The sequence below is a fragment of the Sphaerotilus mobilis genome (genome assembly GCF_004216565.1).
Classification (GTDB): domain Bacteria; phylum Pseudomonadota; class Gammaproteobacteria; order Burkholderiales; family Burkholderiaceae_C; genus Sphaerotilus; species Sphaerotilus mobilis.
Genome location: NZ_SGWV01000010.1, coordinates 43,458 through 63,798, shown reverse-complemented (window position 1 = coordinate 63,798; position 20,341 = coordinate 43,458). Strand labels below are relative to the sequence as shown.

General features: G+C 69.3%; 17 protein-coding genes. 9 read left to right on the top strand and 8 right to left on the bottom strand.

Annotation, left to right across the window (positions count from 1 at the left end; translation table 11 throughout):
• Positions 1-18 precede the first annotated feature (18 nt).
• Positions 19-2,277 (top strand): ATP-binding protein, encoded by a 2,259-nt coding sequence (locus EV685_RS12660; RefSeq protein WP_242615573.1) that lies wholly within the window; start codon positions 19-21, stop codon positions 2,275-2,277.
• Here the strand turns inward: EV685_RS12660 and EV685_RS12655 are convergent.
• Positions 2,231-3,919 carry a glycoside hydrolase family 3 protein gene (locus EV685_RS12655; protein ID WP_130482411.1) on the bottom strand — a complete coding sequence of 563 codons (1,689 nt, stop codon included), beginning with the start codon at positions 3,917-3,919 and terminating at the stop codon, positions 2,231-2,233. The two genes, EV685_RS12660 and EV685_RS12655, sit on opposite strands and share 47 nt — an antisense overlap.
• Positions 3,920-4,041: 122 nt before the next feature.
• On the bottom strand, positions 4,042-4,281 hold the full coding sequence (locus EV685_RS12650) for a hypothetical protein (RefSeq protein ID WP_130482410.1): 240 nt from the start codon (positions 4,279-4,281) through the stop codon (positions 4,042-4,044).
• Positions 4,282-4,740: 459 nt separating this feature from the next.
• Here EV685_RS12650 and EV685_RS12645 point away from each other — a divergent pair, with 459 nt between their 5' ends.
• From EV685_RS12645 to EV685_RS12620, 6 genes are read left to right on the top strand one after another with little or no spacing between them, the layout of a single operon-like run.
• Positions 4,741-5,817, top strand: a complete 1,077-nt coding sequence (locus EV685_RS12645; RefSeq protein WP_130482409.1) for a Gfo/Idh/MocA family protein — start codon at positions 4,741-4,743, stop codon at positions 5,815-5,817.
• A complete protein-coding gene (locus EV685_RS12640) occupies positions 5,817-6,686 on the top strand; it encodes a sugar phosphate isomerase/epimerase family protein (RefSeq protein WP_242615572.1) in 870 nt (289 codons plus the stop codon). Before EV685_RS12645 ends, EV685_RS12640 begins: the two co-directional genes overlap by 1 nt.
• Positions 6,683-7,516, top strand: a complete 834-nt coding sequence (locus EV685_RS12635) for an alpha/beta fold hydrolase (protein WP_130482408.1) — start codon at positions 6,683-6,685, stop codon at positions 7,514-7,516. The genes EV685_RS12640 and EV685_RS12635 overlap by 4 nt, the downstream gene beginning before the upstream one ends.
• Positions 7,516-8,226, top strand: a complete 711-nt coding sequence (locus EV685_RS12630; RefSeq protein WP_130482407.1) for a ribulose-phosphate 3-epimerase — start codon at positions 7,516-7,518, stop codon at positions 8,224-8,226. Before EV685_RS12635 ends, EV685_RS12630 begins: the two co-directional genes overlap by 1 nt.
• A complete protein-coding gene (locus EV685_RS12625; protein ID WP_242615571.1) occupies positions 8,208-9,179 on the top strand; it encodes an ROK family protein in 972 nt (323 codons plus the stop codon). The genes EV685_RS12630 and EV685_RS12625 overlap by 19 nt, the downstream gene beginning before the upstream one ends.
• Before the next feature lie 24 nt (positions 9,180-9,203).
• The gene (locus EV685_RS12620; RefSeq protein WP_130482405.1) at positions 9,204-10,412 is read left to right on the top strand and encodes an ROK family transcriptional regulator; all 1,209 of its coding nucleotides are present in this window, start codon (positions 9,204-9,206) and stop codon (positions 10,410-10,412) included.
• Positions 10,413-10,545: 133 nt separating this feature from the next.
• Here EV685_RS12620 and EV685_RS12615 read toward each other — a convergent pair whose 3' ends face one another.
• The 3 genes from EV685_RS12615 to EV685_RS12605 form a co-directional block, all read right to left on the bottom strand.
• Positions 10,546-11,295, bottom strand: a complete 750-nt coding sequence (locus EV685_RS12615; RefSeq protein ID WP_130482404.1) for a TerC family protein — start codon at positions 11,293-11,295, stop codon at positions 10,546-10,548.
• A 154-nt stretch (positions 11,296-11,449) separates the two neighbouring features.
• A complete protein-coding gene (locus tag EV685_RS12610) occupies positions 11,450-11,764 on the bottom strand; it encodes a MocE family 2Fe-2S type ferredoxin (RefSeq protein WP_130482403.1) in 315 nt (104 codons plus the stop codon).
• 32 nt (positions 11,765-11,796) lie between these two features.
• The gene (locus EV685_RS12605) at positions 11,797-12,879 is read right to left on the bottom strand and encodes a fatty acid desaturase (protein WP_130482402.1); all 1,083 of its coding nucleotides are present in this window, start codon (positions 12,877-12,879) and stop codon (positions 11,797-11,799) included.
• A 189-nt stretch (positions 12,880-13,068) separates the two neighbouring features.
• Between EV685_RS12605 and EV685_RS12600 the strand changes: the two genes are divergently transcribed.
• Positions 13,069-14,121: a LacI family DNA-binding transcriptional regulator gene (locus tag EV685_RS12600; protein ID WP_130482401.1), complete on the top strand. Its 1,053-nt coding sequence runs from the start codon at positions 13,069-13,071 to the stop codon at positions 14,119-14,121.
• A 128-nt stretch (positions 14,122-14,249) separates the two neighbouring features.
• On the opposite strand, the gene EV685_RS12595 is transcribed toward EV685_RS12600, so the two are convergent.
• From EV685_RS12595 to EV685_RS12585, 3 genes are all read right to left on the bottom strand, one after another.
• Entirely contained in the window at positions 14,250-15,275 is a 1,026-nt protein-coding gene (locus EV685_RS12595; protein WP_130482400.1) for an ABC transporter permease, read from the bottom strand.
• A gap of 73 nt (positions 15,276-15,348) precedes the next feature.
• A complete protein-coding gene (locus EV685_RS12590) occupies positions 15,349-16,908 on the bottom strand; it encodes a sugar ABC transporter ATP-binding protein (protein ID WP_130482399.1) in 1,560 nt (519 codons plus the stop codon).
• Between the two features lie 133 nt (positions 16,909-17,041).
• Complete coding sequence (locus EV685_RS12585) at positions 17,042-17,968, bottom strand: sugar ABC transporter substrate-binding protein (RefSeq protein WP_130482398.1); 927 nt, start codon at positions 17,966-17,968, stop codon at positions 17,042-17,044.
• 364 nt (positions 17,969-18,332) lie between these two features.
• Here EV685_RS12585 and EV685_RS12580 point away from each other — a divergent pair, with 364 nt between their 5' ends.
• Positions 18,333-20,285: a bifunctional 5-dehydro-2-deoxygluconokinase/5-dehydro-2-deoxyphosphogluconate aldolase gene (locus tag EV685_RS12580; protein WP_130482397.1), complete on the top strand. Its 1,953-nt coding sequence runs from the start codon at positions 18,333-18,335 to the stop codon at positions 20,283-20,285.
• The last annotated feature ends 56 nt before the right edge of the window (positions 20,286-20,341 follow it).

The window sequence follows — 20,341 nt, the reverse complement described above, 5'->3', positions numbered from 1 at the left end:
CGTGGCACGCTTGCGCCGATGACCGACGCCCGCGCGCAAGACACCGAAACCACCACGCCCTGGTCCACCCCCGGCTGGTCTGAACTGCTGCGCACCCGCAGCGTGCTGGCCGTGCTGGTCGGCGAGCTGGCGGTGGCCTTGCTGGTGGCGGCCGGTCTGTGGGCCTTGCGGGCCCAGACCCTGGAGGCCGAACAGCGCACCCTCGCGGCACTGGCCGACGCCGTGGCGGCGCAGGCCGACAGCACGCTGGGCACGGCCGACGCGGTGCTGCGCGCGACCCGCGCTGAGCTGGGCGACGGGCTGGTCCTGCCCGGCAGGGCCGACCTGCATGAGCTGCTGCGGGCCCGTGTCGCGGCCTTGCCCCGGGTGCGGGCGCTGACCGTGCTCGACGACCAGGGCCACGTCCTCGCGACCTCGCGCACACAGACCCCGGCCGCGCCCGTGTCCCTGGCCACGCGGGACTTCTACGTTGGCGCGCGCCAGCTCGGGCCGGCGGCGCTCTACATCGGCCAGCCCTTTCGCAGCCGGCAGGATGACGGCGAGCGCTCGATCGGGCTGGCGATGGACTGGCGCGACCGCGACGGCGGCACCTTCCGTGGCGTCGTCGTGCTGGTCACGCAGCCCGACTTCATCGACGGCGGCTATGCGGCCGTGATGCCCTCGCCCGACATCGCCGTGGCGCTCTACCGGCGCGACGGCCTGCGGGTGTCACAGCCCAGCGAGGGCGGTGCGGCGCCCGGGCGGGACGCACCGATGCCGCCGGAGGTCCTGTCGGCCCTCTGGGACGACCCGGACGCGTCCCAGGGCCTGCGCTACACCACCCGCGACGGCCAGCAGCGCCTGGTGGCCGTGCAACCGCTGGCCCATCACCCGGTGCTGGTCGTGCTGGGCCGTGACCTGGACGCCGCGCTGGCCGACTGGACCGCGCTGGCCAGCGTGATCGCTGCCTTCGCCGCGTCGGCCTTGCTGGTGACCACCCTGCTGACCGTGCGCCATGCCCGCGAGGCGGCGCTGCGGCGGGCCTCGCAGGCGGCCTGGGCGGCCGATCAGGATCGCGCACTGCGGGCCCGCAAGCTCGAAGCGCTGGGCACGCTGGCCGGTGGTGTGGCGCATGACTTCAACAACGTGCTGGCCGCCGTCATCGGCTGGGGCGAGCTGGCACGCACGCAGGCCGCCGACGGGTCGAGCCAGGCGCGTCAGCTCGACCAGGTGCTGCAGGCTGGCCAGCGCGGCAAGGCGCTGGTCGAACGCATCCTGTCCTTCGGCCGTGGCACGCCGCGCCGCCACGACACCTTGTGGCTGCAGCCGGTGGTCGACGAGGCCTTGCGCATGCTGGAAGGCTCGCTGCCACCCGGCATCCGGCTGGTGCGTGCGCTGCAGGCGCCACAGGCCGCCATCGACGGCGATGCCACGCTGATCCACGAGGCCGCGATGAACCTGTGCACCAACGCCGTCCAGGCCATGCCCGAAGGCGGCACGCTGCGGGTGTCGCTCGGCGTGGTGACGCTGACCCGGCCCCGTCCGCTGCACGCCAGCACGCTGGCACCGGGTCGCCATGCCTGCCTGAGCGTGGCCGACGGCGGCCCCGGCATCGCGCCGGACGTCATGGCGCGGCTGTTCGAGCCCTTCTTCACCACCCGCTCGGCCTTGCGCGGCACCGGCTTGGGCCTGGCGGTGGTGCACAGCGTGATGGCCGACCTGGGCGGCGCGATCGACGTGCAGAGCAGGCCTGGCGAGGGCGCGACCTTCTCGCTCTACTTCCCCTGCGTCGATGCCGTGCCCGCCGCCGAGACGCCGACCGACGACGAGCACGACATCCCGCGTGGCCACGGCGAGGTCGTGCTGGTGGTCGACGACGAGCCCGCGCTGGTCGAACTGGCCGAGGAGATGCTGGCCGAGCTGGGCTACGAGCCGGCCGGCCTGAGCGACAGCGCGCTGGCGCTGGCCCGCTTCGACGCCGATCCCGGCCGCTTCGACCTGGTCCTGACCGATGAGCTGATGCCCGGCCTGTGCGGCACCGCACTCGCCTGCGTGCTGCGCGAGCGCCGCCCCGACCTGCCCATCGTGCTGGCCAGCGGCTACGGCGGTCCGCAGCTTGACGAACGCGCCGCCGCCGCCGGCATCACCGTGCGCGTGGCCAAGCCGCTGACCCGCGCCGAGCTGGCGCGGGCGGTGGCTCAGGCGCTGAGCCAGTCAGGTCCGCCGAAGCAGACACGGCTGGATACGCCGCTTAATACGCCGCATCCGGCAGCCCGCAAAACGCATCCACCGGGCTGACCCCGGAGAACGGCGCCTCGCCCAGCAGCCGCTGCAACACCGCGGCTTGCACCGGTGGCGCTGCGGTGTAGGCGTTGACCACGCAGGGCATGCGCGGGGCGTCGTACAGGTAGTAGGGCTGTCCGAGCGACACCAGCACGGTCGGGATGTCGTGCCAGAAGCGGCGCATGCCCAGGCGCCAGTCGCCGTGCACACGGGCCCAGTCCAGGTAGATGTGCGATTGCACCAGCAGCGATTCCTGGGCGAGCAGGTAGAGCACCAGATCGGTGTCGGCCGGGGTGGGCGGGTGGGCAGGGTCGAAGGCGCGGACCTCGAAGCCATGCGCGCGCAGGCCGTCGGGGATCGTCAGCTGGACCGGCGGCTGGCCGGCAAAGCCGTCGCGCGCCGGGTCGGTCATGACGACGATGCGGCGGTGCCGGTCCAGGCTCAGCGGCAGGGTGCCGCGCACGTCCTTGACCCGCGTGACGCTGGCGCCGGCCACGCGCGATTCGACGTCCACGTGGGCCGGCGAGCGCACCGTCGCGCGGGCCTCGTCGAGCGGTGGCTGGCGCTCGTCCAGCGTCTTGCGGTGCAGGCCCAGCGCGGCCTTCAGGCCGAGCACGCGGGTGACGGCTTCCTCGACGCGGGCCTCGCTCAGGCGGCCATCGGACAGCGCGCGCATCACGTGCGGGAAGTCGACCTCGAAGGGCGCGGGGAAGAGGAACATGTCGCAGCCGTTGGCGATCACCTCGGGCGCGAAGGTGGCGCGATCAGCCCAGCTGCCCAGCCCGGCCATGGCGCAGGCGTCCGAGACGATCAGGCCGTTGAAGCCCAGCTCGCCGCGCAGCAGGGTCTCGTTGAGCAGTCGCGACACGCAGGCCGGCCGGCAGGTCTCCAGGCCCGTCACGCCGTGGCGCTGGGCATAGGCGGGCAGGGCGATGTGGGCCGACATCACCGTCATCAGGCCGTCGTCGATCAGGCCGCGGTAGATCTGGCCGTAGTGCGCCGCCCAGTCTTCCGGCGACAGCGGGTTGAGGGTGGTGACCAGGTGCTGGTCGCGGTCGTCGTAGCCCTCGCCCGGCCAGTGCTTGGCGGTCGCGGCGATGCCATGGCGCTGGAAGGTCCGCACATTGACGCGGGCCTGTTCGAGGATGGTTGCCGGATCGCTGCCATAGGACCGGGTGGCGACGATGGCGCTGCGGAAGGCCGCGTTGATGTCCACCACCGGCGTGAAGGTCCAGTTGTAGCCCAGCGCCCGGGCCTCGCGTGCGAGCACCGTCACCGCGTCCTCGGCCAGCGCGGTCGAGCCGGTCGCGGCCAGGCCGAGCTGGTTGGGCAACTGGGTGCCGAAGGGGATGCTGATCGCGCCACCCTCGATGTCGCCACTGATCAGCGGCGGGATCTCGCAGCGTTCCAGCAGCGCTCGGGTGGCGCGCCAGGAGGTCTCCAGATCGGTGCCGGCAAAGCGGGTCACGCCACCGACGCGCAGGCTGGCCAGGCGGTCGATGGTGGCGGCGTCGTCGCCGTGGCAGGCGAGGTTGAAGAGCTGGCGCACCTTGTCCTCCGTCGACAAGGTGCGCAGCAGGCCTTCGACCCAGGCGATGCCGGCGTCATCGAGGTGAAAGGGCGCCAGGCGCAGGGACGACAGGGTGGGCGTGCTCATCGGGCTCATGGGGGTCATCGGGGTCATCGGCAATTCCTTCTCGGCCGCTTCGACCGGCCAGGTCATCGGACGTGAAAAAGCCCGCGCGTGGCGGGCTGCATGGGGCGTGTTGCTGGGGCGGGTCAGGCGGCCTTCTGGTGCGGCCCGAGCATCGACAGCGGGTTGAAGCCGGCCATGCCGACCTCCGCAGGATCGATGCCGAAGGTCTCCAACTCACCGAGGATGGCATTGACGGCCTCGAAGTAGCCCATCTGGACACCTTGCTCGAAGGGCGAGGTCGAGCCGCTCTTCTCGGCGGCACGGTCGACCAGTTGCCGCAGCACCTCGCGCATCGTCTCCTGATACTTCACGTCACTGCCCATGTCTTCTCTCCTCTAGCAGTCCACGAAGGACGGCTGCTTCGGTGCGAAACCCTTCGATCTCCTTGGGCCAGTAGGTCTCCACCAGATATCGAAGCTGCAACTCGCTGGTCTGCGGCGCCGCATGGCTGGCTGGCTGGATCGCTGATCTTGGCCACATGTTCGGCGATCCGCTTTTCCAGTGACCGGAGCGACTTCTCGATCAGTCGCTCGGGTTCCCCAGAATACCGCCGAACCAGGCCGACGTGCTTCCCTCCGGCCTTGGCGATCTCCTACGGCGTTGGCATGGATGGGCATTGTGTGCCGACGTTCAGGCCTTTCCGCCGAACCCCTTGGGGCATTCCCTCAGGGTTTGCATCGATCCCCAACAAACCCATCCGGCGTTAAATTTGTTTTGCAAGCAAACAAACGACACGGCGACATGGCCGTGTCATGCAACCCGCTTGCGAAGGACCGAACGACATGCCTGTCAAGGAAGACCGTCTGTTGCGCGTGGGTGTGCTGGGTTGTGGCCCGATCGCCCAGGCCGCCCATTTCGAGAGCTGCAACAAGGCCCGCAACGTCGAACTGCACGCCATCTGCGACGTCGCCGATGACCTGCGCGAGCGCATGGCGGTCACGCATGCGGCGCGCAAGCAGTTCAAGGACTACGCGGCGATGCTGGCCGATCCGGAGGTCGAGGCCGTCATCGTCGCCACCTCGGACGCCTTCCACGTCGCCGCCGCGATCCAGGCGCTGGAGGCCGGCAAGCATGTGCTGTGCGAGAAGCCGCTGGGTGTGACGGTCGAAGAGACGCTGGAACTGCAACGTGCCGTCGAGGCCAGCGGACGCATCCTGCAGGTCGGACACATGAAGCGCTTCGACGAGGGCCTGCAGGCCGCCCGCGCCTTCATCGACACCGAGATGGGCCAGCTGCTGGCGCTCAAGGCGTGGTACTGCGACTCGACCCACCGCTACACCGTGACCGACGCGGTGCAGCCGCTGATGGTGACCAGCGCCGCGCGCAAGAAGCCGGCGCAGGACCCGAAGGCCGACATGCGGCGCTACCTGATGCTGGCGCACGGCTGCCACCTGGTCGACACGGCACGTTATTTCGCCGGTGACATCGTCAGCGTCAACGCCCGCCTGTCCGAACGCTTCGGCGCACGCTGCTGGTTCATCGAGACCGAGTTCGCCAACGGCACGCTCGGCCACATGGACCTGACCGTCGCGGTGCGCATGGACTGGCACGAGGGCTTCCAGATCTACGGCCAGAACGGCAGCGTGCTGGGCAAGACCTACAACCCCTGGTACTACCGCAGCAGCGACGTCGAGATCTTCCACGAGAAGGACGCCACGACACGCCGCCCGCTCGGCGCCGACGGCCACTTCTACCGCCGCCAGCTTGAAGCCTTCGCCGACGTGGTGCTCAAGGGCGTGCCGATGACCGGCGCCAATGTGCGCGACGGCGTCGAGTCGGTGCGCGCCATGGTTGCCATCGCCCGCAGCGCCGAAAGCGGCAAGCCGGTCCGGCTGGCCGACGTCGAAGGCGGCCTGTGATGGGCAAGGCGAACACGGCCGGTATCCAGCTCGGCATCTTTGCCAAGACCTTCCCCGGCAGCGACGCATCGACCGTGCTGGCCGCCGTGCGGGCGGCCGGCTACACGGCCACGCAATACAACATGGCCTGCTCCGGTCTGGCCGCGATGCCCGATGCCATCGAGGCTTCCGCGACGCAGGCGGTGGCTCAGGCGGCGCGCGAACAGGGCGTGGCGATGACGGCCGTCTCGGGCACCTACAACATGATCCATCCCGACGTGGCCGTGCGCGCGGCGGGTCATGCGCGGCTGGCCACGCTGGCCGCGGCGTGCGCCGGGCTGGGCACGCGTGTGATCACCTTGTGCACCGGCACACGCGACGCCCAGGATCAGTGGCACGGGCACCCGGACAACACCACGCCCGAAGCCTGGCGCGACCTGCTGGCCTCGATGGAACGGGCCATCGAGATCGCCGATGAACACGATGTCCTGCTGGGCATCGAGCCCGAACTCGCCAACGTCGTGAACTCGGCGCAGCGGGCCCGCGCCTTGATCGACCAGCTCGGCAGCGAGCGCCTGCGCATCGTGCTGGACCCGGCCAACCTGTTCGAGGTGGCGACGCTGGCCGAGCAGCGCGACACGGTGTCGGCCGCGATCGACCTGCTGGCCGACCGCATCGTCATGGGCCATGCCAAGGACCGCCATGCCGACGGCCGCTTCGCCACCGCCGGGACCGGCGTGCTGGACTACGCGCACTACCTCGCCGGCCTTCAGCGCGTGGGCTTCAACGGCCCGCTGATCACCCACGGCCTGGCCGCCGAAGAAGCCGCTGGCGTGGCCGTCTTCCTGCGTGCGGCACTGGCCGAGGCCGGCATCGAGGTCCGCCCATGACCGCCGACCGCCTGCAACGCGGCACGCTGCGGCGTGACGGTCTGGACCTGGCGGTTCACGACGCGTTGACCGGGCTTGCCTTCGTCTTCCAGCACGGCCTGTGCGGCAGCGTTGCGCAGACCGCCGAGGCCTGCCCGGAGACGCTGGACGACGGCCGCGCCGTGCGCCTGCTGACGCTGGAATGCCGTGGCCATGGGGCCTCGCCGCTGGGTGAGCCGACTCAGCTGTCGATCGCGACGCTGGCCGATGACGTTGCCGCGCTGATCGAGCAGACCGGTGTCGGACCGGTTGACCTGGGCGGCATCTCGATGGGTGCGGCCATCGCCCTGCGCCTGGCCGTGCGCCGGCCCGAGCTGGTGCGCAGCCTGGTGCTGGTGCGGCCGGCCTGGGTCACCGAACCCGCGCCCGACAACGGCCGGCCCAATCTGGAGGTCGGCGACTGGCTGTCGCGCATGCAGCCCGAGCGCGCACTGGCCGCCTTCGAGGCCAGTGCGACCGCGCGCCGGCTGGCCCAGGTCGCGCCCGACAACCTCGCCTCGCTGCGCGGCTTCTTCGCGCGCGAGCCGATCGCCGAGACGGTCGAGCTGCTCAGCCGCATCCCCGCCGACGGCCCCGGCGTCAGCGATGAGCAGGTGCGTGCGATCCGCGTGCCGGTCACCGTCATCGGCCATGAGGCCGACGCCATACACCCCATGGCCCATGCCCGCGCGCTGGCCGCCTTGATGCCCCATGCGCGGCTGGTCACGATCACGCCCAAGGCGGTCGACAAGGCCGCCTACCTTCATGACCTGCACGCCGCCTTGCGGCAGCACCTCCGGAGTCCCGTCTGATGACCGCCACCTCACGTCCCGCCCCGGGCTGGTTCGACCGCCTGCCGACCACCCGCCCGATCGCCGAGTTCTCGGTCTGGTCGGCCGACCTGCTGAACATTGGCGCGGACCTCCAGCGCATCCAGCCGCACGCCGACCTGCTGCACATCGACGTCGCCGACGGCCATTTCGCGCCGGCCTTCCTGTTGTTCCCTGACCTGATGGCGCGTGTTCGGGCGGCCAGCCCTGTGCCCTTGCATGTCCACCTGATGGTGGAGGACAGCATCCTGGCCGCCCAGATCGACCAGTTCGCCGACGCTGGTGCAGACGTCATCACCGTGCATGCCGAATGCGCCAGCGTGGCCACCGGCGCGCTCGACCACATCCGCTGCCGTGGCTGCATCCCCGGCCTGGTGCTGCGGGTGGAGACGCCGGTCGCGACGCTCCAGCCCTATCTGGCGCAGATCCAGTTCATCACGCTCCTGGGCACCGCCATCGGCGTCAAGGGCAAGGGCCTGCACGAGGACGCGCTGGACCGCCTGCGCGAGGCCCGTGCGATGGTCCAGGCCGCCGGGCTGGACGGCCGCATCCGCGTCATCGCCGACGGCGGCATCCGCCACGAGACCGTGCCGCAGCTGCGCGCGGCCGGTGCCGAAGGGGTCGTGCTCGGCTCGCTGGCCTTCGGCGATGCCAACCTGGACGCCCGCATGGCGTGGCTGGCCGCGCAATGACGGCCGCCGCCGCAGGACGTTCGCTCGCCGTGGGCGTGGACCTCGGCGGCACGCAGGTCCGCACGGCGTTGATGCGCGCCGACGGTGAACTGCTCGCTCGGGCGGCCGAGCGCAGCGACCTGGCGGGCGGCCCGCGCGCCGTGGTCGAGCAGATCCGGCGGCTGGTCGACGCGGTCACGCAGGGCGTGGCGCCGGAACACCTCTCCGGCGTGGGCGTGAGTTCGCCCGGTCCGCTGGACAACGTCACCGGCGTGGTGCTGAGCATCTCGACCATGCCGGGCTGGATCGACATCCCGCTGGTGGCCTGGCTCAACGAGGCGCTGCAACGCCCGGTGGTGCTGGAGAACGACGGCGTCAGCGCGGCCATCGGCGAATGGCGCTTCGGCGCCGGTCGCGGCCTGAGCGACTTCGTCTACGTGACCGTCAGCACCGGCATCGGCGGCGGTGTCATCGCCGGTGGCCAGGTGCTGCGCGGGCGTCGCAGCATGGCCGCGCACATCGGTCACATGACGACACAGCCGCAAGGCGAGACCTGCACCTGCGGCAACCAGGGCTGCTGGGAGGCCCAGGCCTCCGGCACCACGCTGGGTCAGCGCGCGCGCCGGCTGGCGCCCACTCGGCCGGACAGCCTGCTGGCCCGCATCGGCCCCGGCTTGAACGGCGCCCATGTGTCGGACGCGGCCCGTGCGGGCGATGCGCTGGCGCTCGAACTCATGGCGCAAGAGGCCGAAGAACTCGGCATCGGCATCGTCAACCTGCTGCACATCTTCAGTCCGCAGGCGGTGGTGATCGGCGGTGGCGTGTCGACCGGCTTCGACCTGTTGAAGGCGGGGATCGCGGCACAGGTCGCACGGCGTGCGCTGCCGCCGTTCCGCGACGTGCCGGTGGTGCCGGCTGCACTGGGGCCCAATGCCGGGCTGGTCGGTGCGGCATCGCTGGTGCTGCCTTCCTGAAGCCGCTGACCGGATCGACGCCTCATGTCCATGCCCCGTGCCGTGCGGCACATCAACGAGGTCCGCGTGCTCGACGCGCTGTTCCGGCACGGCGTGACCACCCGCGCCGACCTGGCCCGCGAGCTGGGGCTGATGCGTTCGACCGTCGGCAACCTGATCGTCGGCCTGATCGAACAAGGCCTGGTGCGCGAGACCGACCTGGGCACCGCCACCGGCACGCCGGTGGCCGCCAAGACCGGTCGCCCGGGTCAGGGCGTGCACCTGAACGCCGGCCACGCCGCCTTCATCGGCGCGGACATCGGCGTGGGCCACCTGTCGGTCGTCGTGATCGACCTCGCCGGACGCACCGTGCACAGCCGCACGCTGGACTGGCGCGCCGAGATCGGCGCGGTCGATGCGGTGGTCGACCGGCTGGCGGAGATGGTCGAGGGCGTGATGCGCCAGCTGCCGAGCGGCCAGGTCGTGCAGGGCCTGAACCTGACGGTGCCGGGCCTGGTGACGTCCGACGGCGTGGTCTTGCGCGCACCGGTGCTCGGCTGGCAACAGGTGCCTGTCCAGCGCTTGCTGGTCGAGCGGCTGGGCTGGCATCGCCCCATCAGCGCCGAAAACGACGCCAACGCCTTTGCCGCCGCCGAGCTGTTCGGCCGCGACCAGCCGCCCGGTGCCGAAGCGCTGTTTGTCTACCTCGATGCCGGCGTGGGCGGCGGCATCGCCAGCGCGGGTCGGCTGCTGCGTGGCCAACGCGGCCAGGCCGGCGAGATCGGCCACATCCACCTGGGCGAACACGGCTTCGAGACCCGCACGGCGGTGCAGGGTTCGTTCGAGAGCTACGTTGGCCGCGAAGCCGTGCTGGCGCGCTTCCAGCACCACGGCGGCGAGGCCGAGGGGCTCGATGCCTTTCTGGCGGCGCTGGACGCGGGTCTGCCCGCCGCGCAACGCACCTTGTCCGACTGGGCTTGGTGGATGGGCCGCGGCCTTGCCTCGCTGATCAGCGTGCTCGACCCCGGCCGCATCGTGCTCGGCGGCCCGGTCGCCGCGCTGTTCGAGCCGGCGCGCGGCCAGGTGCTCGACTCGATCCGCAAGCACCTGGTGCCCCCGCACGACCTGCCCGTCATCGAGGTCTCGACCCTGACGGTCAACGCCTGCGCACTTGGCGGCGCGATGCTGCTGCACCGCGCGCATCTGGCGATCGACGAGCGGCTGGTGTTCGGGGCGAGCGGGCCGGGTGGGTGAGGGAGCTCGCCCCGGTTCAGGTCAAGGGTGATATCAAGGGCGAGGGCGAGGGGTCTGCAGCAGCAGGTGCCGCCTGAACCCCGTGCGTGGGGCCGTCATCCTGCCCAATCAAGCTGCGGCGACGCGGTCAAGCTCAGGGCGCATCCTTGTGCAGCACCACCGGCTTGGGTGCCATCTTGCTGCGCAGGCGGATGTTGATCATCTCGACGATCACCGAGAAGGCCATGGCGAAGTAGATGTAGCCCTTCGGAACATGGGTGTCGAAGCCTTCGGCGATCAGCGTGACACCCACCAGCACCAGGAAGGACAGCGCCAGCATCTTGATGGTCGGGTGGCGGTCGACGAACTCGCCGATCGACTTGGCGGCAAACATCATCACGCCCACCGAGATCAGGATGGCCAGCACCATCACCGCGATCTGGTCGGCCAGGCCCACGGCGGTGATGACCGAGTCGAGCGAGAAGACGATGTCGATGATCGCGATCTGCACCAGCACACCCGCGAAGGTGGCCTTCGCCGCACCGGCGGCGTGGCTCTCCTCGTGTCCGCCTTCGAGCGAGCCGTGGATCTCGTGCACGCTCTTCCACAGCAGGAAGAGGCCACCGCCGAGCAGGATCAGGTCACGGCCGGAGATCTCGTTGCCCATCACGGTGAACATCGGCTCCGTCAAACGCATGATCCAGGCCAGCGACAGCAGCAGGGCGATGCGCGAGCCCATCGCCAGCGACAGTCCCAGCCGCCTTGCACGGTCGCGCTGTGCTTCGGGCAGGCGGCCGACCAGGATCGAGATGAAGATGATGTTGTCGATGCCGAGCACGATCTCGAGCGCGGTCAGGGTCGCGAGCGCGATCCAGGCATTGGGGTCGGCGAGCCAGTCGAACATGGGTTTCCCTCGAAATAAAGTTGCCGTGAGGCGTGTTGGAAAGGCAAAAGGCCGGTGCCCCTGAGGCACCGGCCTTCACCGGCAAAACGCGCTGTGACAGCGCCCGCGCCGGATAAGTTCCCGCGATTCTGACCTCGGCGGGCCGATCCTGGGATCAGGCCTCGATCTGGATCTGGATCTGCCCGTTGGCGATGCGCGCCGGCCAGGTCTTGAGGTTGACGCAGACCGGCGCGCCCAGCGCACGGCCGTCGCGGATGTCGAAGCGGCCGTTGTGCTTGGGGCATTCGATGACGTGTTCCATCACCAGGCCGTCGCACAGGTGCACCTTCTCGTGTGTGCACAGGCCGTCGCTGGCGTAGACGTGGCCGTCGTAGCGGTAGACGGCGTAGGTCTTGCCGCCGTGGTCGAAGCGCATGACGTCCTCGTCGTCGAGGTCGTGCAAATCGCAGACGTTGACCCAGTTGCTCATGGCGTGTCTCCTTGGTCCTTGGGTGGGGGCGATCAGCCGCGCGCCGCAGCGGCGGGCAGCGGGCGCTGCACGAAGTGGCCCGGTTCGCGGCGCTGGCGCAGCAGCGCCGGGATGATCTCGGCATAGGCCTGCAGCGTGCCGGTGTAGGCGGGAGGGCAATCGGTGCGGATGGCCTCGTGCAGCTTGGGCAGTGCGTGGTACGGGACCATCGGGAACATGTGGTGTTCGACGTGGTAGTTCATGTTCCAGTAGAGGAAGCGGAACACCGGATTCATGTGGACCGTGCGGCAGTTCAGGCGGTGGTCGGTCACGTTCTCCGGCAGGCCGGCATGCTGGGTCAGGCCGAAGAAGTTGTAGAGCCACGCACCGGCCATGCCCGGCAGCAGGCCCAGCAGCAGCAGCGGCAAGACGCTCTCCAGCAGCAGCGCGCTGGCGATGAGGGCGGCGTAGACGGCCACCCAGACCCGCGCTTCCTTGACCAGGCGCGGCCACTCCGTCTCGGGCACGAAGGTCTTCTCCTCGGCGTCGAGCTGGCCCATGGCGTTGCGCAGCACGGCGATCAGTTCACGCGGGCCGTTCTTGATGGCGAAGACGTTCAGCGCCATGGAGAACAGGTCGGTCGGCACGGGAGCGGCCACTTCCGGGTCGCGGCCGGTGACCAGCGTGTCGGTGTGGTGACGGGCATGGCTCCAGCGCCATTTGGTTGGCCGGCGCAGCACCTGGAAGGACGCGAGCTGGTAGAGCAGGTCGTTCATCCAGCGGGTCTTGAAGGCGGTGCCGTGGCTGGACTCGTGCCAGCGGCTGTCGGCCGGGCCGCCGTACAGCGTCGCGTAGACGAAGAAGGCCAGCCAGGCCCATGGCGAGCCCCAGGTGGCGACCAGCGCCGTGCCGGCCGCGAGGATCAGCGCGTACCAGAGGACGGTGTCGCGGATGGCGTGGGCATCGTCGCGCTTCATCAGCTCTTTCATCGTGGCGCGCGGCACCTCGCAGCGGTACCAGTTGGCGTTGACCAGCCCGGCAGCGGCGGCGCGCTCGCCCGCCCCGCCGATCAGGGCGTAGTCGGACAAGGTCGGCTGCGGGCTGCGGATCGCGGCGGGTGCGGCGGAAGTGCTCATGTCTCGGGTTCCTTTTCGTGTCGACGTTCTGATGGAAAAGAATTTCCAGACGACGGTCGCGATCGTAGGCAGGCGCGCCGTTGACGACAACGAACTTCCATCATTTCCCATCAGAAGGCATCATCTCTGGCGCATAGATTCATTGCATTTCCATCATCAGTTCTTCGGAACTGAACAGGAGGACGGGCCATGGGCAGCCGAGCGACCCTGAACGACGTGGCCTTGGCGGCTGGCGTCAGCAGCGCCACCGTCGACCGGGTGCTCAACAGCCGCTTGCCGGTCAAGGAGGCGACCGCCCTGCGCGTCATCGAGGCCGCCGAGCGCCTGGGCCACCACGGTGCCCGCCTGATGCGCGAGCGGCTGCGCGAGCACACGGCGTTGCGCTCGCTGGGTTTTTGCCTGCAAAAGCGCCATGCGTCCTTCTACCGGCTGTTCGCCGACGACCTGAACGCCGCCGTGGCCGCGCCCGGGCAGCCGCGGGCGGTGTCGGTGATCGAGTACATCGACGCGCTCGACCCGGCCGAGATCGCCCGCCGCATCCTTGACTTGGGCCGCGAGGTCGATGCGCTCGCGCTGGTGGCGATCGAGCACCCGCACGTCAATGAGGCGATCCGTACGTTGCACGCCGAGGGCAAGCCCTGCTGGACGCTGCTGTCGGACCTGAGTGCGCCTGAGCGCGCCGGCTACGTTGGCGTCGACGGTCGCAAGAGCGGACGCACCGCCGCCTGGACCATCAGCCGGATGGCGCCCGTGCCCGGCCCGGTGGCGGTCTTTGTGGGCAGCTACCGCTACCTGGGGCAGGAGGTCTGCGAGATGAGCTTTCGCGCCTATCTGCGCGAACAGGCGCCGGCCTTCCGCGTGCTCGACACCCTCGTCAACCTGGAGGACGACCAGCTGGCCTACGAGACCACGCTGGACCTGCTGCGGCGCCAGCCCGATCTGGTCGGCATCTACGCGGCCGGCGGCGGCGTGGCGGGCATCATCCGCGCGCTGCGCGAGCGCCGCCCGCCGGACCCGCACATCGTCACCGTCTGCAACGAGCTGACGCCCGAACACCGCGCCGGCCTGGCCGACGGCCTGGTCGACCTGGTCCTGGCCACCCCCACCCGCCGCATCGCCCGCACCGTCGTCGCCGCGATGCACGCGGCCATGGACCGCCGCACGGCCGCCCACACGACTGCCCACACCCTGGCCGCCCAGATGAGCATGCCAGCGGCCTTGCATGTGGTGGAGAACCTCTGAGCGCGGATCGAGCCCGCACCAGGAAAAAGAGGCAGGCCCCTTGCGGAACCTGCCTCGACACGGTGTTCGGCCAGTGGCGTCGTCGCCTGCCAGCCGCGTCCGTTCCCCAGAAAAACGGTGTTTGGCGATCAGCTGCGGCGCTTGCGCTGGCGGTACTGGTCGGCCACCACGGCCGCCACGATGATGGCGCCCTTGACCATCTCCTGGTAGTACGCGTCGATGCGGATGAAGGTGAAGCCCGAGGTCATCACGCCGAGGATCAGCACACCGATCACGGTGCCGGTGATGCGGCCCAGGCCGCCGGCCAGCGAGGTGCCGCCGATGACCACCGCCGCGATGGCGTCGAGCTCGTACATGACGCCCATGCCCGACTGGCCCGAGATGGCGCGCGCGGCGGTCACGGTGCCCGCAATGCCGCTGAGCACGCCGGCCACGGCGTAGATCCAGATCAGGTGGCGGTTGACGTTGATGCCCGAGACGATGGCCGCCTGGCGGTTCGCGCCGATGGCGTAGGTGAACTTGCCAAAGCGCGTGTAGCGCAACACCACATGAAAGATCGCCGCCAGGATCAAGAAGATGAACACCGGCACGGCGCCCGAGCCGATCCAGGCGAAGTCGTCGGTCAGCATCGACACCGGCATGCCGCCGGTGAACCACTTGGCGAAGCCGCGCGCCGCGACCATGGTGCCCAGCGTGGCGATGAAGGGTGGGATCGCGGTGTAGGCGATCAGCGAGCCGTTGATCACCCCGATCACCAGGCCGGCAAAAACGCCCGCCAGGATCGGGTAGATCGCCGGCAGATCGGTCAGCTGCGGGAAGACCGCGCGGGGGAAGTCCGAGACCTGCGCCAGGCTGGCCGCGACGACCGCCGAGGCCGCCACCACCGAGCCCGACGACAGGTCGATGCCGCTGGTGATGATCACCAGGTTGACGCCCACCGCGATGATGCCGATGACCGCCATCTGCAGGATGATGATCTGCAGCCGCTCGGGGTTCATCAGGAAGCTCTGGCCATTGACCCACCAGCCCAGTGCCTCGAAGAACAGGCTGATGCCCACCAGCACGAGGAGGATGCCAAGCTCCGGAGGCAGCTTGCGGCGGGCCGGCTTGAAGGTCATGGACTGTGCGCCCACGGTCGAATTCAGGAGACTCATGGTGTTACCTGCTGGGTCTGTGTCGGGGTCGGGGTGGGGGTCGGAAAGACAAGGGACGGCGAGCGGCGTGCGATCACGACGAGGCCAGTTCCATGATGCGGACCTGATCGGCCTCGGCGCGGTCGACGATGCCGGTCATGTGGCCCTCGTGCATGACCATGACGCGGTCGCTCATGCCCAGCACCTCGGGCATCTCGGAGGAGATCATCAGCACCGCGACACCCTGGCCGGCCAGCTGCGTCACGAGCTTGTGGATCTCGGCCTTGGCGCCGACGTCGATGCCGCGGGTCGGCTCATCGAGGATCAGGATCTTCGGGTGGGTCAGCAGCCAGCGGCCGATCAGGACCTTCTGCTGGTTGCCGCCCGACAGGTTCTGGATCACCTCGGCCAGGCTGGGCGTCTTCACGCGCAGCTTGGCACTCATGGCCTCGCAGTCGCGCTTTAACTCGCCTTCCTGCACGAAGCCGAACTTGACGTAGCGCTGGCTCAGCACCGCCGTGTCCATGTTGGCCAGGATGTCGAGCAGCAGGAAGCAGCCGGTGTCCTTGCGGTCTTCGGTCAGGAAGGCCATGCCGTGGCGCATGGCCTGGGCCGGGTTGGCGATCACCACGGGCTGGCCGTCGATGCGGATCTCGCCGGTGGTGGCCGGCACGACGCCGAACAGCGCCTCGGCGACGTTCGAGCGGCCCGAGCCGACCAGCCCGGCCAGGCCGAGGATCTCGCCCGCGCGCAGGTCGAAGCTGACGCCGCTGAAGATGCCGTTGACGCCCAGGTCGCGCACCGACAGGACGACGTCGCCGATCGGCACGGTCTCCTTGGGGAACATCTGCGTGACTTCGCGGCCGACCATCATCTTGATGATGTCGTCGCGCGTGACCTCGGTGGACAAGCGGGTGTCGATGTACTTGCCATCGCGGAACACCGACACCTCGTCGGCGATCTCGAACAGCTCGTTCATCTTGTGGGTGATGTAGACGATGCCTTTGCCCTGGGCGCGCAGCTGCTTGATGATGCGGAAGAGGTGGGCGACCTCCTTGTCAGTCAGCGCGGAGGTCGGCTCGTCCATGATCAGCACGTCCGAGTCGAAGGACACGGCCTTGGCGATCTCGACCATCTGGCGGCTGGCGATCGACAGGCTGCGGACCTCGGCCTCCGGATCGATGTCGATCACCAAGCGGTCGAACAGGACCTGGGTGCGGCGACGCAGCTCGCCGTGGTCGACAAAGCCGAGCCGGTTCTTGGGCTCGCGGCGGATCCAGATGTTCTCGGCCACCGTCATGTAGGGCATCAGGTTGAGTTCCTGATGAATCATGGCGATGCCGTTGTTCAGGGCATCGAGGGGGCCGTCCAGCGTCAGGGCACGGCCCTTGACGCGCAGCTCGCCCTGATCGGGGATGTAGACGCCGGCGATGATCTTCATCAGCGTCGACTTGCCCGCGCCGTTCTCGCCCATCAGGGCATGCACGGTGCCGGCACGCAGCGTGAAGCGCACGTCATCGAGCGCGACGACGCCGGGAAAGGCCTTGCGCACGCCGACGATCTCAAGGAGCGGCGGCTCGTTGGCAGCAACGGTTGCAGCGACGGTTGCAGCGACGGGTGCGGCAACGCCTGCGGCTGGGGCGTGGAGAGACATGCTGGCGACCTCGCGTACGACAGGGAGGAACGCCCCGCAGCATCGCGCCGGGGGCGTTCCGGGGCCGCATACATCGACACGATGCGACGCGGCCCGCGATCGGTGAACCACCGGGGCCGAAGCCCGGCGCCGATCAGTTCTTGCCGGTGTACTTGCTCAGGTTGGCCGGGGTGACCAGCTCGAACGGCACGTTGACGAAGCGCTCGACCTTCTGCTTCTTGATCAGCTTCATGGCGGCGTCGATCGCGCCCGAACCCTGGCCGGCGGCGTTCTGGAACACGGTGACCTTCAGGTCGCCCGCCTTCATCGAGGCCAGCGCATCCGGGGTCGCGTCGATGCCGGCGACGATCGATGCCGGCGTCCACTTCTTGGCGGCCTTCAGCGCGTTGATCGCGCCCAGGGCCATTTCGTCGTTGTTGGCGATGATGGCGTCGAACTGCACGCCCGACGACAGCCAGTTGGTGGTGATGTCCTGGCCCTGGGTGCGGTCCCACTTGCCTTCACGCTTGTCGGCGATCTTGATGCCCGAGCATTCCTTGGTCGCGACGACGTCCTCGATGTCCTTGGTGCGGGTGCGTGCGGCTTCGTTGGACAGCTCGCCCATCAGCACAAGCACATTGCCCTTGCCCTTGAGCAGGCGGCAGACTTCCTGGGTCTGGACGGTGCCCGAGACCTTCTCGTCGGAGGCCACGAAGGCGACGCCAGCGGGCAGCTTGTCGAAGTCGACGGGCTTGCGGTTGACGTAGACCAGCGGGATCTTGGCGTCGGTCACCATCTTGGTGATCTTCGGGGTCGCGTCGGTGTCGACCGGGTTGACGATGATGGCGTCGACCTTCTGGGCGATCAGGTTCTGGATCTGGCTGAGTTGCTTGCCCACGTCGTTGCCGGCGTCTTCGACCTGCACCGTCGCGCCAGCCTTCTTGCCTGCTTCGAGCGTTCCGTTCTTCAGGATGGTCAGGAAGGTGTCGAGCTGGGCCATGGCCAGGCCGACTTTCTGTGCGTGGGCCAGCGGGGTGGCCAGGGTGCCGGCAACAGCAACGGCAAGCAGGATCTTCTTCATGGTCAGGTCTCCTCAAGGCGGAACGTTCGGGGTCGGACGTGTGGAAGGGTCGACACCCGGGTGGGGCACCGCGTCGGCATCCGGGTTTCAAGCACCTGGATACCTCGCGATTTCGGCGTCGCCCCCCATGGGCGCCACCGCGTTCTGGCTGCTGCACCGACGGGGATCGGCGTCTCAGCACGGCGCCAATGTATGTCGATCGCTTGGAATTTTGGAAATGAATTTCTGAGGAGTTACCCCTAGCGAAGTTCATTTCGCATGACCTAGACTCGGCGCCCATCGCCTCGACCCCCGAGGTTTCCCCCTCCCGCAGTCCGTTCCGATGAAGCCCCGCTCTGGGGTGCCAGCGTCAGAAAGCATCACCATGAGTGCCTTCCAGTTCCCTTCCGGCCGCCGCATCGACCTTGCCTGCCTGGGCCGCGTTGCCGTGGATCTCTATGCCCAGCAGTTCGGCAGCCGCCTGGAAGACGCCCGCAGCCTGCAGATGTACCTCGGCGGCTCCTCGGGCAACCTGGCCTTCGGTGTGGCGCGGCTGGGCTTGAAGAGCGCCATGATTTCCCGCGTGGGCAATGAGCAGATGGGCCGCTTCCTGCGCGAGACGCTGGCCCAGGAAGGCTGCGACGTCAGCCAGCTGCAGACCGATCCGGAGCGCCTGACCGCGCTGGTGCTGCTGGGCCTGAAGGACCGCGACACCTTCCCGCTGCTCTTCGTGCGCGAGAACTGCGCCGACATGGCGGTGGACGCCGCGCTGATCGACGAGGGCTTCATCGCCCAGTGCCGCGCGCTGGCCCTGACCGGCACGCACCTGTCGACGCCGACCACCCGCCGCGCCGCCACCGCCGCGCTGACCGCTGCGCGCCGCCACGGCGTCGTGCGTGTGCTCGACATCGACTACCGCCCAGTGCTGTGGGGCCTGACCTCGCGTGGCGCGGGCGAGAACCGCTACGTCGCCGATGCCAACGTGACGCTGCAGCTGCAGCAGATGCTGGGCCACTTCGACCTGCTGGTCGGCACGGAAGAAGAGTTCCTGATCGCCGGCGGCGTCAGCGACGACCTGATGGCCTCGCTGCGCGCGGTGCGCGACGTGTCGGCCGCGACGCTGGTCGTCAAGCGCGGCGCGCTGGGCTGCTGCGTCATCGAGGGCGCGATCCCCGCCGCGATTGACGACGCGCCGACCTACAAGGGCGAGCGCGTCGAGGTGCTCAATGTGCTGGGCGCCGGTGACGCCTTCCTGTCCGGCCTGATGACCGGCCTGCTGCAAGGCAAGGACTGGACCGGCGCGACCCAGATGGCCAATGCCTGCGGCGCGATCGTGGTCTCGCGCCACGCCTGTTCGGCCGCGATGCCGACACCGGCCGAGCTGACACACTGGTTCGGCGGCAGCCGCAACCCGAAGGTCGATGCCGACGAGAACCTGGCGCATCTGCACCGCGTCAGCGCCGCCCGGCCGGCCTGGGACGAGCTGTGCGTGATGGCCTTCGACCACCGCAGCCAGTTCTTTGACCTGGCCCGCGAGGCCGGCACCGACGAGTCACGCATCCCGCGCCTGAAGCAGCTGCTGGTCGGGGCCGCTGAGCAGGTCGAGCAAAGCCATCGGCTGCAGGGCCACATGGGCGTGCTGATCGACGGCGGCGACTACGGCCGCGATGCGCTGGCCGCCGCCACCGGGCGGGGCTGGTGGGTCGGCCGCCCGGTCGAACTGCCGGGCTCGCGACCGCTGCGTTTCGACGGCACCCGCTCGATCGGCAGTGCGCTGATCCACTGGCCGACCGAACAGGTCGTCAAGTGCCTCGTCCACTACCACCCCGACGACGCGGTCGAGCTGCGCCTGGCGCAGGAACAGACCGTGCTGGAGCTGTGGGAAGCCACCCGCGAGAGCGGCAACGAGCTGCTGCTCGAAATCATCCCGCCCAAGGCCATGACCCCGGCCGGCACGGAAGACGAGGCCGTGCTGCGCGCGGTCAAGCGCTTCTACAACCTGGGCGTCAAGCCGGAATGGTGGAAGCTCGCGCCGATGCAGCCCGCCGGCTGGACCGCCCTGGAAGCGCTGGTCGCCGAGCGTGACCCGCACTGCCGCGGCGCGGTCATCCTGGGCCTGAACCAGCCGCTGCAGTACCTGGCCGACAGCTTCTCGCAGGCCACCAACCCGATCGTCAAGGGCTTCATGGTGGGCCGCACGCTGTGGGTCGAGCCTTCCCTGCAATGGCTGCGCGGCCAGATCGACGATGCCGCCTTCCAGCAAGCCGTGGCCCGCAACTTCACGGTGCTGGTCGAGGCCTGGCAAAACCGCCGCGGCGGCCAGCGCGCCGCCGCCTGAGTCGGCAGGCCGCTCTCTGCACGACGACACGCCGCCCCTTCCGCTTCATCCAGGCA

What these genes read in the sequence shown, in the direction of transcription:
- EV685_RS12600 (WP_130482401.1), top strand. Translation starts at nt 13,069, where the DNA reads ATGGGCAGCCGAGCGACCCTGAACGACGTGGCCTTGGCGGCTGGCGTC.
- EV685_RS12595 (WP_130482400.1), bottom strand. Translation starts at nt 15,275, where the DNA reads ATGAGTCTCCTGAATTCGACCGTGGGCGCACAGTCCATGACCTTCAAG.
- EV685_RS12630 (WP_130482407.1), top strand. Translation starts at nt 7,516, where the DNA reads ATGACCGCCACCTCACGTCCCGCCCCGGGCTGGTTCGACCGCCTGCCG.
- EV685_RS12590 (WP_130482399.1), bottom strand. Translation starts at nt 16,908, where the DNA reads ATGTCTCTCCACGCCCCAGCCGCAGGCGTTGCCGCACCCGTCGCTGCA.
- EV685_RS12645 (WP_130482409.1), top strand. Translation starts at nt 4,741, where the DNA reads ATGCCTGTCAAGGAAGACCGTCTGTTGCGCGTGGGTGTGCTGGGTTGT.
- EV685_RS12610 (WP_130482403.1), bottom strand. Translation starts at nt 11,764, where the DNA reads ATGAGCAACTGGGTCAACGTCTGCGATTTGCACGACCTCGACGACGAG.
- EV685_RS12580 (WP_130482397.1), top strand. Translation starts at nt 18,333, where the DNA reads ATGAGTGCCTTCCAGTTCCCTTCCGGCCGCCGCATCGACCTTGCCTGC.
- EV685_RS12650 (WP_130482410.1), bottom strand. Translation starts at nt 4,281, where the DNA reads ATGGGCAGTGACGTGAAGTATCAGGAGACGATGCGCGAGGTGCTGCGG.
- EV685_RS12585 (WP_130482398.1), bottom strand. Translation starts at nt 17,968, where the DNA reads ATGAAGAAGATCCTGCTTGCCGTTGCTGTTGCCGGCACCCTGGCCACC.
- EV685_RS12620 (WP_130482405.1), top strand. Translation starts at nt 9,204, where the DNA reads ATGTCCATGCCCCGTGCCGTGCGGCACATCAACGAGGTCCGCGTGCTC.
- EV685_RS12635 (WP_130482408.1), top strand. Translation starts at nt 6,683, where the DNA reads ATGACCGCCGACCGCCTGCAACGCGGCACGCTGCGGCGTGACGGTCTG.
- EV685_RS12655 (WP_130482411.1), bottom strand. Translation starts at nt 3,919, where the DNA reads ATGAGCACGCCCACCCTGTCGTCCCTGCGCCTGGCGCCCTTTCACCTC.
- EV685_RS12640 (WP_242615572.1), top strand. Translation starts at nt 5,817, where the DNA reads ATGGGCAAGGCGAACACGGCCGGTATCCAGCTCGGCATCTTTGCCAAG.
- EV685_RS12660 (WP_242615573.1), top strand. Translation starts at nt 19, where the DNA reads ATGACCGACGCCCGCGCGCAAGACACCGAAACCACCACGCCCTGGTCC.
- EV685_RS12605 (WP_130482402.1), bottom strand. Translation starts at nt 12,879, where the DNA reads ATGAGCACTTCCGCCGCACCCGCCGCGATCCGCAGCCCGCAGCCGACC.
- EV685_RS12615 (WP_130482404.1), bottom strand. Translation starts at nt 11,295, where the DNA reads ATGTTCGACTGGCTCGCCGACCCCAATGCCTGGATCGCGCTCGCGACC.